This is a genomic window from Myxococcaceae bacterium, assembly GCA_016000045.1.
In the GTDB taxonomy this organism is placed as follows: domain Bacteria; phylum Myxococcota; class UBA727; order UBA727; family JABDBI01; genus AER2-1.
Genome location: JAECQY010000002.1, coordinates 68759 through 84619 on the forward strand (window position 1 = coordinate 68759; position 15861 = coordinate 84619).

A 15861-nucleotide genomic window follows, 5' to 3' on the forward strand; every position below is an offset into this window, starting at 1 on the left:
TTTAAAGAGTTAAGTGAAAGTCTTGCACCAACGCACCGGGCATATGAGCACTGGCCGTTGATCGTTGTTCATACGTTTGCGCATCCAAAATGAAATCACGCTCTTGAGTGAATGCAAGTAAATTGGACCCCAATAAATCATACAAACAATCGTCAAAGCGCATCACACTCAGAGGAGCCACAATTTGACCTTTCTCCACCCAAAAGGTGGCAAATCGAGTCATTCCGGTAATTCGAGCGGATGAGCGATCCGAAAAATTCAAATACCAAAGATTTCCCACAAAAATCCCGGTTCCAAGCTCCTGCAAGACATTCGCCCGAAAAAGTTCTCCAGGAGCTACAGAGTAAGCTTCAGGGGATTCTTCGAAGCTCGCTCCATTGGTTCTCAGACCGTACTCTTGAGCCGTTCTTGGAGATACTAAGCTTCCCACCAGCCTTCCTTCCCGAATGAGCGGTATCTCAGCAGGCTTGATAAATCCTTCGGATTGAAACAAAGGCCCAATTCCTTGAGCCGTAGCTTCGCTGATCGAAAGCTTTGAGCTTAATTTGAAACCTTGGTCACGCATCTTCACTAAACAAGAGTGCTTGGTTTGCAAGCTTCTTTCGCTCAAGCCACCCCACCCAAGCATTCCGATTAAATCCGAAAGCGCGGAGGGTGTAAAATAAGCCCGATAGCGTCCAGGAGATAGGGTCTGAGAAGGCAGCTTTAAGATGTGAAGCTTTTCTTGAACTTCGACGAGTTCTTGTTCAAAATGCTTTGGATCAAACAAAAAACCCGCGTAACTTGCCTTAACCGCCTTGTCTTTCTCATGGTACACGCTGAAATCAAAATTAAAGCTGGACTTACTCATCCAGTTTCGTTGCCCTGAAGAACTGGCAAAACCGCGATCGATGGATCCTTGAGCGTAAATTCCGACCAAATCCAAATTCCGCGCGAATGTTAAAATTTCGGAAATCGCCGTTTGAGTATTTCCCAACTGAGATTCAGGAGACGATTCGCTGGAATGATTGGCATCTGAAATCAGCAAGAATGGGTCTCTTGGAAGCACTGGAATCATTTCTCGCTGCTGCTTGAGCTGTAAACCAAGTTGCTCGACATCTCGCTCCAACTCTCCAGTCAGGCCAAAAGTCGCACGCACTTGTTTTCCTTCTGCTACCAAACAAAGGCTTAAGAATCTCTGCGACACGCAGCCCGCCTGACGAATGCAAGCTTGATTGATGCGAACAAAATCCGAATCCTCCCCTGAGTACCAAGCCGTGAAACGCTCTCCAGCCAACAGGTTCTGCTGAATACGGTCTGCAAGAACGTAAAAATAATCTCTTCGTTTCATTCTTGGCCCCCGAACACGTCGATACCCGAAAACAAGCAAGCCGGAGAGGCATGACCCACACGAATAGCTTGATTGGGCTCACCCTTTCCACACGTAGGAGTTCCATACATACCGCGCGTTTGTTGATCTCCCACCATCGCTAAATTCTGCCAAAAAGAACTGGAAATCCCACGGTAATTAGGGTTTCGAACCACTCGAGTTAAACGTCCGTTTTCGATGAGCTGAGCCCACTCGCAGCCAAATTGAAATTTATTGCGAGAATCATCAATCGACCAGGACAGATTGGACTTCATGTACACCCCTTTTTCCACGGATTGAATCATGCTTTCCAAAGAGCTGCTTCCGGGTTCTAAGTTGAGATTGGCCATTCGATCAATCGGTGGCCGATTCCAATTGCAAGCTCTTGAATTCGCAACACTGGCTAGACCCGTACGAGCTCCAGACAACGCACTACCCAGTGGGCGTTTGAGAACCCCTTCTTCGATTAAGTAAATTTTTTCAGCCTTCGATCCTTCATCATCAAAGGCATAGCTTGCACATTCACCCGATTGACTCGGATCAAAAGTAACATTCAGCAGTTTAGAACCATAGTGAAAGCTGCCAAACATCTCTTGAGTCACAAAGCTGGTCCCCGCGTAATTGCGCTCATCTCCCAGGATGCGATCGAGTTCCAGAGGATGACCGATGGACTCATGAGTTTGAAGCATCATTTGATCCGGAGCGAGGAGCAAATCCAGAACGCCGGTCGGACAATTTTCAGCCATCACCAATTCCAAAGCTTCTTCCGCCACACGATTGGCAGAATGCAGCCAATCCAATTCCTCTAAAAGCTCTAAACCAGCCTGCCTGGCAACACCATGCCCCGCTAAAGTTCGGGTCTGAGTTTTTGAATTGTGATGCGCAGTGGCACTTAAGGCCGGGTCAAAATAATCAAACTCTTGCACAATTTGGGCTCCCAAAGAACTTTCGAACCGCTGCGTCGAACGAACGTAAGAAAACTGGGTCATCCAGTCGATCACACGAGCATCGTGTTTCAATTTCTGAGATGCCTGAAGCAAAAGATCGATGCGATCCGATAAACTCGCTTGATGCCAAGGCTTTCGAATCGGTGTTTGATAGATGCCCAGCTCCGCGGATTGGGTCATGCAATCGGGTCTAAAAAGACCCTGAGAAGCTGCAACTTCAGCCCAAGATTTGGCACGCTCAAAAGCACTTCGAAGCCCCGCTTGGCTGCTATCTGGCACACACGCGTAACCGGCGCCTCCTCGGTTTAGCACGCATACGTAAACACCTTCGTCCCATCCTTGATAAGGCGGTTCTAAAACACCCTGGCGCACCGTCAACGTTTCCGAATGACGGGTCACTTTTCGAACAGACCAAAAATCAACATCGGGCTTGAGAAAGTGGAGCATTCTCAATCTTTAAATCAATGCTTCTCAATGCACAAGCTTGTACGAAAGGCAGAAGGAACTGGAAATGTTTCGCCGTTTCACTTAAGTTTCTCTGATGCTGCTCTCTAGTTTTATCGCGGGTTTTTTGAGTTGCCTGACTCCCTGCGTCTATCCTCTAATCCCAATGACGCTGAGCGTGATCGGAGTTCGACGCAATGACTCTCATTGGAACGGCTTTCTACTCACAAGCACCTATGTCTCAGGAATGGTCCTGCTCTACTGCACATTGGGAATTTTATTCGCCTCTGTGGGTTGGCTAGCGGGATCCCTCTTGCAAAGTCCCTGGATCAACTTAGCTCTGGCTTCCTTTTTGTTGGCCATGGCGGCCAACTTGTTTGGCCTCTATTCTTGGGCTTTGCCTCCTGCATGGCATGAACGCTTGGATCGCTTAGGCCCGAAGTCTGGCTATCTTCATGCCTTCACAATGGGCCTCTTTGCCGGGTTGATTGCAGCCCCTTGCACAGGACCTATTCTGGCTTTGATTCTTACCAGCATTGCGAGCAAGCATCACTTAGCTCAAGCCATTTACGATATGATCGCGTATTCCCTGGGCATGGGCTTTCCCTTTCTCATACTCGGCACTTTCTCTTCGGCTATTCGCTATCTGCCCAAGAGCGGACACTGGATGAACCGCATTAAATTTGCACTCGGCGCTTTGTTGATTTTTGCGAGCCTGGGATACGGGTTTCGAGCCTACAAAGGATTCTCTTCGCGCTCTCTTCAGGCTTTTGAACAGGTCGAAGCGGAAATACGTCTTGCGCGAAGCCAAAATAAGAAAATCATCCTCGATTTTTGGGCAGAATGGTGCACTTTATGCCAAGAGCTTGATGAAAAAACTCTGAAAAACCCAGAGGTTCAAAAAGTTCTTGAGAATTTTGCTCTGATCCGAATCGACGTGAGCCACGAGACGCCTAAAAGCCTTGGGCTTCAAGAAGCGTACAAGGTCGTAGGTCTCCCGACCTTGGTTTTTTTGGATTCTGGAAGAAAGGTCAGCGGATTTGTAGAACCCAAAACTTTCTTAAAACTGCTCCGACGTAGCTTAAGGCACTAGTCCGTTGTGAGAACAGCTCCCGGCTCTGTGCCTGCTATGAAGGCTTCTAGGATAGCAGACTTGTGCTGGATGGGGTCATCGGATAGAGATTCGCTTTCATCTCGAACGCTTGCAAGAGCTTCTGGATCGTAGGTTTGATTCGATTTGGCCAATTCTCCAGTCTGTTGGTCAATCAGACGCCAAACAATTCCTTCAGGCTGAATAAACTCGCGAGCTGGCATGACTTTCAAGGCATTTCCCATAAACCGCCCCCAGATAGGCAAGGCTGTCCGAGCCCCATATTCCGCAACTCCCAAGGAGCGATTGTCATCAAAACCCACATAGACGCCTGCCGTTAAATCCTGCGAAAAACCTAAGAACCAGGCACTCCGGTATTCATTGGTGGTGCCTGTTTTTCCGGCCAAAGCATCCGTCAAACCCGTGATTCGCCGCCCGGCTCCTGCCATCATTCCACGCATCATATTGGTCATCACGTAGGCGGTGGCTGGTTTGACGACTTCCGATTCTTCTACCCGAGCTTGAAAAAGCAAATTCCCGCGTTGATCGAATATCTTATCCACAAGAACCGGCTTCGCTAACAATCCCGCATTCGGATACAGCGTAAAAGCATTGACGTGTAAAAGTGGAGTGACTTCTCCGGAACCCAAGGCCAATGTCAAATCCTTTGGCATCGAATTATTTTCCGTTATCTCCCCGGCCCGTTCTGCCAAATCCAGGACGGAAGAAACACCCGTTCGCTCCAGCAAATCAATGCTGCACATATTCACCGAAGAAATCAGACATTGTCTTAATGTGATCTTTCCTCGAAATTTGCCATCTGCATTTTTGGGTTTCCAGGATCCATAAACTTTGGGTGCATCGTTGATTAAGGTAGCTGGAGTGACCAGACCGTCTTCCAAAGCAGCTGTATAAACAAAAGGTTTAAACGAAGAGCCGGGTTGGCGTCTGGCTTGCGTTGCACGATTGTAATTGGAAGCTGCAAAATCATAACCACCGACCATCGCAACAATGCGATGACTTTGCGGGTGAATCGCAACCAGAGCTCCTTCTACAATCGGACGTTGCTCCAGAGAAAGCTCAATCCCGGATTCCTTTATCGAATCAACACGAACCCAGATAATATCGCCTACTTTAAACAGGGCCGAAATTTCTTTGGGAGGCAGTGTGTATCCATTGGGATTGTATGGCCTCGCCCAGAGGACTTTCGAAAGGGGAAGGAATCCCTTTTTTCCATTGGCGACTAAAACGCTCGCCCGCTGAGTCGCAGCAGAAACGTTCTCAACCACTCCCATGACGATGGTATCTACTCGGAGATGGCGAACTTTTTCAATTCTCTCGACTGCTTGCTTAGCATCCTCAGAAGGAAATCTAGCAATTGGCCCTCGGTATCCATGGCGCTTGTCAATCACGCGAAGCCCCCATCGCAAAGCTTCATTCGCCGCTATTTGAATGCTTCCCTGGATCCCAGAATGAATCTGAAAACCCTGTTTATAAAGAGCCTCTTCGCCAAATTTTTCGATCATAAACTGCCGCACTTCTTCCGCAAAATAAGGAGCGCTATTGAGGTAAGGGTGCGTTTTTGGATGCACCACAATCGGTTCCGCTCGTGCTTTATGCGCAACGGCTTCCGTGATGAATTTGTGACTCACCATCTGATCCAGCACATAATCTCGACGCTGACGAACGCGTTCAGGATCTTTGATCGGATTAATTTTATTGGGGCTTTTGGGAACCGAAGCCAGCGACGCCGCCTGGCACAAGGTCAGATTTTTAGCAGATACGCCATAATAGGTCATGGCTGCTTCTTCCAGTCCATAAGCTCCATTTCCAAAATAGATTTGGTTTAAGTAGAGATTCAAAATCTCATCTTTCGTTAAAGCGTCTTCAATGCGCTTGGCCATAATGAACTCTTTGATTTTACGCGTGTAAGTTCTCTGGCGTCCCAAAAGCATGGTCTTGGCGGTTTGCTGCGTGATGGTACTCCCCCCTAAACGTTGCCCACCAACAAACTGGTATTTCACTTCGTTTAAAATCGCTCTGGCTATACCAAAATAATCGATGCCTTGATGTCGGTAAAAATCGGCATCTTCAGCCGCTAGAAACGCGTTTCGAACCAATGGAGGAAGAGATTTAATCGCGATGAGCGTCCGTTTTTCAACGTAGAACTCCCCGATCAGTTGATGATTGACATCGTACAGGCGGCTTACCTGGTAAGGCTGATAATCTTCTACTTGATCCAACCTCGGTAAACCGTTCAATATCGCTTCGATGACCGCAACCGATGCCCCTAAAACGAACGCGAAACCCATTCCCAAAACGAGTAAAATTTTTTTTAATTTCTTACTTTTCACTGGCACTGTCTTAGGACGAATCAGCTAACATGATCAAGTACCTGGGCTCTCAGCAGCCCCGAATTCGAAATGAATCACGCCAGGTTCAAGCCCAAGGCGTCGGTATCTGCGACCAATAAAGCAGGCGAAAATTTGAGAAAATCACAGGCCAATAAACGATATTCCACGCCTCGAACCTCTCCCTGGACTGCGGTTCGATGCGATCGTTCACCATGCAAGTGACCATAGACACACAAACGCACAGCGTATTTTTCAAGCAGCTCGGAAAATCCGGTTGGACCATGATTCGCAGCAAAAGGCGGGTAATGGATTGCAGCAATCAAAGGGCGACCCTTCGCGATTTTTTGAGCTGCTTCCAGAGATAAATGAAGCCGAATGCATTCTCGTTCGTAAATTTTTTGATCCTGAGCAGAGTAATCAAGCCCTCCTGGAGCAGCCCAGCACCGACTGCCCGCCACCACAGTAAACCCTAGATCAACACAGTCGTTCTGAAGGGCAACACAGCCACTGGGCAAACTCGCTCGCACTTTGCTGATGCTGCTCCACCAATAGTCGTGATTTCCGCGACCTAATATTTTTTGGCCTGGCCGAGCTCCAATCCACTCTAAATCGGCTTTCGCTTCCTCTAAGCGCATCGCCCACGAAAGATCTCCTGGGCACAGGACAATGTCTTCTGGGGAAACGAGAGCATCCCAGGCCTTGGCCATCTGATCGGCATGACCTCGCCAATGATGGCCAAACACATCCATCGGTTTATTCGTTGAAAAAGAAAGATGTAGGTCGCTAATACCCCAGACTCGCACCATATCCCAGGCCAGTACCCCCTTTGCAAGAATCGAGCAACGCGGGATTTGAAAAGAAATGGTCTGAATTTTCCAGACCCTTGGTGGAAGAAGAGTAACACAAGAAACGGCTTGTACTGGATGAGCGCTTTCTTCAGAAACTCCTCGTTTTGCTCAAGCCTAAGCCAAGAGACTACTTTATGGCGATGGTAAAAATCGGTCACAGGAGCGAACTTTTTCAGCGGATTCAAAATGAAAAGTAAGAAAATCTCGTTTGCAGCGCACAAACCGGACACAACCTGTATGACCGAAATCACTTGAGCTGACGAAGCCAAAATCGAGATTGACGTTCCACGAGCCACCTGGCTCGCACGAAATTGCCGTACTAGACCAATGCAGCCCTTGCAAAAGATCCTCTCCTAAGACATCACGTTGCTGATACAGCGCTTCTAATTCCCAAATCGTTGGCAATCGCCATCCTTCCGACGAACGACTCGCTACGTAAGCCTGTGCCTCTATAAAATTCATTCCTTTAGAACGTCTGGATTCCCACTCTAAAACAGGTACTTCTTTAGCATCGCGCGGGCCTTTATACCAATTGCTAGCTCGCCTGAGCGGATCCGCTCGCATCGACTGCGTACGAACGATATTCCGCGGCAATACACTTTGAGTGGAAACAGAGACGGGAGCGACTGCCTGCGAAGCTTGAGCGTGAACGACTTCCTGCACACTTGAAGCTCCTGTCAATGCGAGACGCACGGATTGATCCACCTCCCCTTGCGCATTGAACAGCTGTGCCAGCTGCCCATATATCTCCAATTGATCTTCTTCCAAGTCATCATCGTGCGCTTGCCGTAAGAGCCGCTCAAGATGCCAATTTAACACATTGCGAAGTTTCTGATCTGCATTCACATCCGCGTGCTGCAACACAAGCATCAAAACCGGAATCAAATCCTCTACAAAGACCGACACTTGGCTTGGGTGCGCCATTGTAGGATGTTCGACTCGCAGTTTCAGCCAAAAACGAGGCAAAAACGGCATATTTTGAAAGGATGCAACGACTTGTTTCCAGCGCTCGATCGGGAAAGCGTGTTGATCCTCTCGAGGCTCCATACCCAAAGTTGGTTGAGTCGTAGCATCTTTCTCAAACCGAACGATGCTCGCTTCAAAAACGCCCATTTGGTTTCGATCATGAATACAATAAACTCGAGAAAGGCCCCACTGAGTTGGTTTGTCATGGTAGAAGCAGCGCCAAATAAAACGCCATTCTGGATCGGTTGGCAGCGCTTCCGCTTTGGCGTAGGCAGCGTTTTGAACAAGCGTCTTGTTCTTAAAAACGCGCTTGCTAATTCCCAAAGGAATCCCAGAATCGGGTAAGTCGTTACGCACGCCTGCCGGCAGCGGCTCTGGTTGAGCCGAGGCGCCGCTCGCCCCAGGAATCCGATGGCATCGGGGTACTGAAACCTTCAACCCAGACACCGGCGATAGTTCACCCGGTACTAGATCCGATAGCCCCAATCCAAGCTGCCCACCTTCTGGATTTTGGGACTTCTCAGGCAAAGCATCGAGCTCAATCAGTCGCAAAAGCTCTTCTTCGGCCTCCGATGATTCCACAGCTTTTCCGACCTGACGCAGCTTGTGGATTTCTTGCCGCAGTTCTTTGATACGCTGAGACCGTTGGGTCATTTGTGCGATGTAGTTGTCCCCAAGGCGAATCAATGGGGCCCAAGCCGAACCCAGCGAAAGGGGCTTCACCTCTCGAACGCTGTCTCGGATCTGTCGACCGATCCGAGCGGCCTCCGAGTAAGTATCCTGCAACCAAGCTAAGCGATGCCCAAATAAGTTCCAAGCCAATAAATTTTGAGGCCAGACAGAAATCAAGAAAATAGAAGCGAAAACTAAATTCATAAAATAATCACTCTCTCCTTGTTAGAGGCAGCTCTTTATACGCCTTCAATATGGATTGATTTTAAACATAATCATTGGCACATGTCGATCTGGTTTGCACTAATTTCTTGAAAAATACAACTTTGCCTACCTTAGCCCTTTCGCAAGAGATTGACGAAACCATAAATTTCTGGGTATCGTGAGGCGCCATTTTTTTAAGAAAGGATCCCAATGACTCGAAAAAGTATTACCACAATCTCTCTTTTGCTCTTATCGCTCCACGGGTTTGCATTGGCTGGCGGCCACAATTGGACCGACCCGAACTCATGGTTGAAAGGATTCGTCCACTTTTTGGAGCATCACCCTTCTGCTTCAACTATGGAATCGATGCTCAAACGTTTGAAGCAGGTCGATGTCACGAAACACCCGCCCGCCATGCGACTGGCTAAGCTTCTTCAAAATGGAAATAAGGGGATCTCCCCCGAAATTGATCAATTGATCGCCAAGAACGAAACGATTGACTGGCACTCGGATGTTGACACGCTTTTGGAATCTTTAAACGCCAAACAATGGACTCGTTCATGGCATAAAGCGAATCAAATTGCAGGTTACTCGAACTCGTTATCGATCCACACAACCGCTTGGGGCCTAGACTTAAACGGCTTAATCAAAGTCCTTCCATTTGGCCCACTGCCGATCACAGAAGGCAACCTAGAGCGAGCACGCCATTCTTCGGAACTTAACGACGCGGTCAAAGTTTCACTGTGGGGCAACTTCATTGCAACCACGCTTAAGATTCCCTTTCACACATTTGATTTTAGTGACTCAGACCAGTTTTTGGAATCGTTTCAACAAAACGCTGGGGAAATTGGTCTCGTGATCATCGGAAAAGACATTCTTGCCGAAATGGTAGAGATTCTGCGTCAACCCTACTACGCCGCCGAATTCCTTCGCTATGGCGAGCTGTCATTAGCGGGTGATTCACTCATCAAAGCTTTAAGCGATCTGCAACAAAGCTCTCGAAGATTAAGAAAATTTATTGGCCTGGTTCCCAACGGCAACGAATTTCTCATCGCATTTCAGAATACGCTTTCCCTTCCTATTTTTTTCCTGGATTACGAAGATTCTTACGTTGACCAAATTAAACACCGCTACGCAAGCCTTCAAGAGCAACCCTACGGATCTGCAAAGTACTACGCAGAGCTCAACTCTCTCGCGATCAAGGCTTTTGAACCCATTCTCGCGAGCTTGCACTTACTCACACACGGATTGGGAACGAAATCCAAGGCCAACTGGAAATGCGGTCGAGCACATCATGTCTTGAATCTTTGCCAATACGCAACCGGCGCTTTATTGGTTTCGGGAATGACATCGTACGCAATCTCAGAACTTGTGAAAGATTCCATGGCTCAAACCAGTGCTGCTTTGCTTCCAGAAAACTTTCAGACCGGTATTTGGCAGGCCCATGAAACGCTTCGAGATACTTTAAAGATAGATGGTGTCGACTACGTGCAAATGACTGAAAACATCGTTTCGGCAACAACGCCCGCGATATTGCTGATTGCTTTGCATCGAAAAAATTTCGGACAACAACCCCTCGATTTGTTCACCAACAGCTTGAAGTCGGTTCTTCCTATTTTGATGATTAACGCTTTGGCAGACGACGTCCTCAAGTACAATCTTAACAGCGAAGTCACTTTCTTGGACAAAGCAGAGATATTATTCATTCTTGCTCAATGGGGCTGGACTCCGGAACCTATCATCGCACTGGGTCAAATCGCTTTAGGCATTCCAGCCATTCTGACAAGCGTCGCTCACATGCAAGGAATTGGAAGCATGATTCCTGTCCCTCGAGCAGCTTGGGGATTTGCCGCCGCCGCTCACCTGGCTTCAAAATGGTTGGCTCCTCGGTAAGCAAAGTCAAAAAAATCCCCCTTGCAAAGAGGGGGATAACATCGCTTCAAAGAAGTCTGGAAACAATCTCAACGACTTCTTCGGCCTTATGAAGAAAATCCTGTCGACTGTCGACAATAAAATGATTGGGATGCCCATCCCAAACTTCTATCATACGTTGATCAAGCTCGGCTGCATGTTCTGGAGCTTCGGTTCGAGCGGGATTATCGTTGTTGTAGCCTAAATCCAAGCTAGGCGTTCTCATGTGGATGACCATCTCATAACGAGCGAGCTCAGCTTCTTTCGTTGTTCCCAGGCTTTTAAAGAAATCATCGGGCTCTCCTGGCCAATAAGCAAGTCCATCCAGAGTTCCTCGATCGCAGAGGCCGACCCGAGCGAATCCCTCCTCTTCAACGATGCGTTCTTGCTCTCGCTGAATATGATAGATGGCTCTCTGGGCACATCGAACCGCGCTGGGTGTGGAACGACGCATAAAGCCACCGTTGTAGATCATGCTAGCAGCCTCATGAAGAACAATCACCCGCTCAGTAAACATGTGCTTTACCATTTCCAAGACCGTTGTTTTGCCTGCCCCCGGTCCACCGGTTAGTACAATTAATTTTGAGCGATTGGGATAAATCATAACTGCTCCCTCTCCTAGCAGATTCATTCCAATTGAGAAGCAGGGTTCCTGGAATAAGCGGGGCACAACGCATGAATTGGACACGAGACGCAATTGGGCTTTCGTGCAAAACAAGTCCTTCGACCGTGAAAAATGAACACATGATGCGCTTCTAGCCTTCGGGATTGGGGCAGTAAACGATTCAAGTCCTGCTCTACTTTCGATGGATCTGAGTGTTTGCTAAAACCCAATCTTCGGGCAATCCGACCGACATGAGTATCGACCGCAATATAGTCCTGACCGTAAGCATTCGCTAAGATAACAGCTGCAGACTTGGGACCCACTCCTGGGATGCGTTCCAGATCTTCGCGGACCGCTGGGACCTGGCCAGCAAAATCTTCGACAATTTTCTGGGCTCCGCGGACGAGATGAGTGGCTTTGGTCTTGAAAAAACCCAAAGTACGAATATGCATGGCCACTTCTTCGATGTTCGCGCCTGCCATGGCTTGAACATTCGGATAGGCTTCAAACAAAGTGGGAGTGACTTTATTCACCGCTTTGTCTGTGGTCTGAGCGGATAACACCACCGCCACTAACAATTGCCAAGGATCGCTTTTATCAAAACAAAGCTCAATTTGAGCGTCCGAATAACAAGCACTCAGGATATCTAAAATGTGCATCGCTCGCGGTTTGGTTGCAGACATGATGAGGGTGATTGTTCACTGCTCATGGCAAAATTTCAACTGAGTAGAAGGAGGGCTTGCGACTGCATGGCAGGCAGAGTACAAGCCTATCATGCCATCTTTCGATATTGTATCTGAAATCGACGAACACGAGGTGCAGAACGCCTTTGATCAGACCGAACGTGAACTCGCACAGCGCTATGATTTTAAAGGAACCGGAGTCCAATTAAAGCGAGTCGATCCAGGATTTCAATTATCTGCCAATAGCGAGGAACGTGTCAAAGCCGCCTACGAAGTCTTGGTAGACAAGTTTGTTAAGCGAAAACTTTCTCTTAAATTTTTAGACAAAAAAGAACCTGCCCCCGCAGGAGGGCAAACCTGGCGCCTCGACATTCATCTCAAGAAAGGCATTGATAAAGAAAACGCCAAAAAGCTGATCCAAACGCTCAACGACAGCTCTTTAAAAGTCACTTCCGCCATTCAAGGTGAAAGTGTTCGCGTGACTGGAAAGAAAAAAGATGATTTACAAGCTGTGATTGCCTTGATGCGTTCCAAAGATTTTGCGGTTGAACTTTCTTTTACGAACTTCCGTGACTAAATCTCTTTCCTCTCTTTTTGGTCTTCAAGGGCCGATGGCTAAGGCTTTGTCTAATTACAAGCCTCGACCGGCTCAGTTAGCGATGGCTCATGCGATTCAGCGATTGCTGAATACCTCCCGGGGGCGCCTCATGATCGAAGCTGGCACTGGAACTGGAAAATCGCTCGCTTACTTGCTGACGACCTTAAACGCAAATCAAAAAATACTGGTCTCTACAGCCACGAAAACACTGCAAGACCAGCTGTTTCAAAAAGACATCCCTCTCGCTCTTAAGATATTGGGAGTCCAGAAAAACGTTGTTCTCATGAAAGGCAGAGCCAATTATCTGTGTTTACTCAAAGCAGAACAATTTAATCCTACTGCCGAACTGATCGATGGCCAAGAAAACAAACGAATCGACGCTGTTCGTTCGTGGATCAAGAAAACCGAAACAGGCGATCGCGCTGAACTCACGGTTTTACCCGAAGACTCTCCCTGGTGGAATGACTTAAACGCCAGCGCAGACACCTGCTTAGGTTCGTCTTGCCCACTCTATGCCGATTGCTTCGTGACCCGCCTGCGAAAATCGGCTCAGGGCGCCGAAGTTTTGGTTGTTAACCACAGTTTGCTTTGTGCAGATCATCGTAGCGACGAACCATTTGGCCGAATCTTACCCAAAGTCGATGTCTGGATTCTGGATGAAGCTCACACACTCGAAGACGTGGCGACCAAAGCCTTCGGCATGGAAATCACCGGTCGACAAATGCGCTATCTAGCTCGAGATCTGAGACAGATATCCCCGCTTATTGCCCAAACAAGCCAAACTCAATTCCTGGAAGCCTGCGAAGCGATCTTACCTCTCTTTACTTCCATTGCTGATCATTGGGAAAAACAAGAAATCGCTGGATTCGTTCAAGAACTGCAGCCCAAACTTGCCTTTTTAGAAATCTGCCTCACCTCAGCCAAGCAGGAATTGCTCTCCAGGCGTCTTCACAAAATCAGCACTGAATTGAATTTTATGTTATCGCCAAAAACAGAACACTCCGGCTTTGTGATATTTTCAGAGCGCGATAGCCGAGGTCAGGTATTGAGCGCTGCTCCGATTGAACCCTCGGAAGTTCTTAAAAACACGCTTTGGGCAGCCGATAACCCGATTGCACTCACCAGCGCAACCTTGGCGCTGAATCGTCGTCTGGAACCGATTCAAAGCCGCATGGGCCTGTCTTGTGAAGGGCTCATTCTAGAGCCTCCTTTTGATTCTCTCAACCAGGCTGCCCTGTACACTCCTGCAAATCCGATGGATTTAGAATCTGAAATCAAACGTTTGATTGATCTGAGTCAAGGCGGAACCTTTGTCCTATTTACCAGCTATCGAGCGATGAATAGCACCTACGAGGCGTTGAAGCATACTCTGGAAAATCAAGGTCTGCTCGTCCTAAAACAAGGAGATGCCCCCAAACTCGAACTCATTGCACGATTCGTAGAGGCCGATAAAACATTTGGAGCAGTCTTGTTCGCCACACACTCGTTCTGGGAAGGCGTGGATGTTCAGGGTAAAACCCTACGAATGGTAATCATTGATCGGCTTCCTTTCAAATCCCCCGAGGATCCCATTCATAAAGCGCGCTGTCAGCTGATGGAAAGCCGCCGAGAAAATTCGTTTTTTGGCCTTTCCCTTCCCCAAGCCGCTTTAAGCTTAAAGCAAGGAGTGGGCAGATTGCTTCGTACCGATACAGACCGAGGCGCAGTTGCAATCCTGGATCCGCGCATTATTCAAAAGGGATACGGTAGACTATTCATGGAAGCTCTGCCTCCTATGACGCGCGTTGATCAATTTGAAAAATTGAAGGAGTTTTGGGGCGATGGCTGGGCATAATAAATGGTCTAAAGTAAAACATAAAAAAGGCGTTGCAGACGCCAAAAAATCCAAAGTTTGGACCAAAATCATACGAGAAATCACCGTGGCTGCGAAGCTAGGAGGAACGGATCCAAGCGGCAATCCACGCCTTCGCAAGGCTTTGGACGACGCTCGAATCAATAACCTGTCGAAAGAGCCGATTCAGCGAGCCCTCGCGAAAGCCACTGGCAAAGAAGATGCTGCCGACTACGAAGAGCTCACCTACGAAGGCTATGGGCCAGGAGGAGTGGCGATTTTAGTCTCCTGCCTGACAGACAATCGAAACCGAAGTTACAGCGAAGTCCGAGCCGCTTTTCATAAAAACGGTGGAAATCTAGGAACACCGGGTTCGGTCGCGTTTGCTTTTCATAAGAAGGGTCAAATCCTTATCGACAAGCAAGAAAACCCCAACTTAAGCGATGAGATGCTATTAGTGTGGGGCCTTGATGCGGGTCTGGAAGAGATACAAGATGAATCCGAAGGCTTTGTTTTATTTTCAGCTCCAGAGCTTTTGATTCACCTCAAAGATGCGATTGAGCACCAAGGCGTCTTCGTGGCTTCTTCTGAAATTGAAATGATGGCTGAAAGCCCGGTCAGCCTTTCAGAAGAAAATTCTCACGCATTGCAAAAAATAGTGGATCTACTAGAAGATTTAGATGATGTCCAAAAGGTATGGACCAATGAAGCTTAGATGGAATCTTTTAATTCAGTTATCAAATTTGACTATTTCTACTTAGCGTTTCTATTAGCCGGTATCATTGCTGCCGCCATCGCAGGAGCTTTAAGAGCCGCCGAAACCAAAATGGATTATACAGGAGCCGTATTTCTCGCCTTCTTAACAGCAAACGGGGGAGGAACCTTACGCGATCTGCTTTTGGATCAGCCTATTTTTTGGATCGACAACACGCTCTTTCTGTGGATTCCTTGTTTCATCGGGTTGATGCTTTTTTTAGGCCGCCAATATGTCATCGATACTTTAAGCCACTACCGTTTGAAAGCCTTGCTTCTTTGGGCGGACGCGATGGGGCTTGCGATATTTACCATCATCGGAGTTGAAAAAAGTCTCGCTCTTGGGCAACCCAAAGAGATTGCTGCCACGATGGGCATTTTGACGGCCATCGGAGGCGGAATCTTATCCGACATTATTTCCAATCGACCTCCGCTGGTCTTCTCGACGCCCAATCACATCGTTGTATCGCTGTTTGGCTCGCTTGCTTACTTGGCTCTAAACAGTTTCTGCAAAGACGACTTATCCGCTATCGTGGCGGCATTTTTCATGCTCTCTTTAAGAGCGTTCTCGATTCGCCAGCAGCTTCAGCGCTCCCCTTTCTAAAATT

General features: G+C 47.9%; 13 protein-coding genes. 6 read left to right on the forward strand and 7 right to left on the reverse strand.

All coding sequences use genetic code 11. The features are described 5' to 3' along the window. Position 1 precedes the first annotated feature (1 nt). A complete protein-coding gene (locus tag I8H75_01535) occupies positions 2-1330 on the reverse strand; it encodes a hypothetical protein (protein MBH2006021.1) in 1329 nt (442 codons plus the stop codon). Then, positions 1327-2742, reverse strand: coding sequence for a TldD/PmbA family protein (locus tag I8H75_01540; protein ID MBH2006022.1), 1416 nt, complete (start codon positions 2740-2742; stop codon positions 1327-1329). Before I8H75_01540 ends, I8H75_01535 begins: the two co-directional genes overlap by 4 nt. A gap of 94 nt (positions 2743-2836) precedes the next feature. Between I8H75_01540 and I8H75_01545 the strand changes: the two genes are divergently transcribed. Further along, complete coding sequence (locus I8H75_01545; protein ID MBH2006023.1) at positions 2837-3832, forward strand: thioredoxin family protein; 996 nt, start codon at positions 2837-2839, stop codon at positions 3830-3832. On the opposite strand, the gene I8H75_01550 is transcribed toward I8H75_01545, so the two are convergent. From I8H75_01550 to I8H75_01560, 3 genes are all read right to left on the reverse strand, one after another. Beyond that, a complete protein-coding gene (locus I8H75_01550) occupies positions 3829-6183 on the reverse strand; it encodes a PBP1A family penicillin-binding protein (protein ID MBH2006024.1) in 2355 nt (784 codons plus the stop codon). The two genes, I8H75_01545 and I8H75_01550, sit on opposite strands and share 4 nt — an antisense overlap. A gap of 74 nt (positions 6184-6257) precedes the next feature. Further along, entirely contained in the window at positions 6258-6989 is a 732-nt protein-coding gene (locus tag I8H75_01555) for a metallophosphoesterase (protein MBH2006025.1), read from the reverse strand. A gap of 174 nt (positions 6990-7163) precedes the next feature. Beyond that, positions 7164-8873 (reverse strand): DUF1566 domain-containing protein, encoded by a 1710-nt coding sequence (locus I8H75_01560; GenBank protein ID MBH2006026.1) that lies wholly within the window; start codon positions 8871-8873, stop codon positions 7164-7166. Positions 8874-9083: 210 nt separating this feature from the next. Between I8H75_01560 and I8H75_01565 the strand changes: the two genes are divergently transcribed. Further along, positions 9084-10766: a hypothetical protein gene (locus I8H75_01565; GenBank protein MBH2006027.1), complete on the forward strand. Its 1683-nt coding sequence runs from the start codon at positions 9084-9086 to the stop codon at positions 10764-10766. 46 nt (positions 10767-10812) lie between these two features. Here I8H75_01565 and I8H75_01570 read toward each other — a convergent pair whose 3' ends face one another. Next, entirely contained in the window at positions 10813-11388 is a 576-nt protein-coding gene (locus I8H75_01570; protein MBH2006028.1) for an ATP-binding protein, read from the reverse strand. A 23-nt stretch (positions 11389-11411) separates the two neighbouring features. Beyond that, on the reverse strand, positions 11412-12071 hold the full coding sequence (nth, locus tag I8H75_01575) for an endonuclease III (protein MBH2006029.1): 660 nt from the start codon (positions 12069-12071) through the stop codon (positions 11412-11414). A 91-nt stretch (positions 12072-12162) separates the two neighbouring features. Between nth and I8H75_01580 the strand changes: the two genes are divergently transcribed. The 4 genes from I8H75_01580 to I8H75_01595 are packed head-to-tail and all read left to right on the forward strand — an operon-like array spanning position 12163 to position 15857. Next, a complete protein-coding gene (locus I8H75_01580; GenBank protein ID MBH2006030.1) occupies positions 12163-12648 on the forward strand; it encodes a YajQ family cyclic di-GMP-binding protein in 486 nt (161 codons plus the stop codon). Continuing rightward, on the forward strand, positions 12641-14503 hold the full coding sequence (locus I8H75_01585; protein ID MBH2006031.1) for an ATP-dependent DNA helicase: 1863 nt from the start codon (positions 12641-12643) through the stop codon (positions 14501-14503). The genes I8H75_01580 and I8H75_01585 overlap by 8 nt, the downstream gene beginning before the upstream one ends. Then, positions 14490-15215, forward strand: coding sequence for a YebC/PmpR family DNA-binding transcriptional regulator (locus tag I8H75_01590; protein ID MBH2006032.1), 726 nt, complete (start codon positions 14490-14492; stop codon positions 15213-15215). Before I8H75_01585 ends, I8H75_01590 begins: the two co-directional genes overlap by 14 nt. Continuing rightward, positions 15216-15857: a TRIC cation channel family protein gene (locus I8H75_01595; protein ID MBH2006033.1), complete on the forward strand. Its 642-nt coding sequence runs from the start codon at positions 15216-15218 to the stop codon at positions 15855-15857. Positions 15858-15861: the final 4 nt, after the last annotated feature.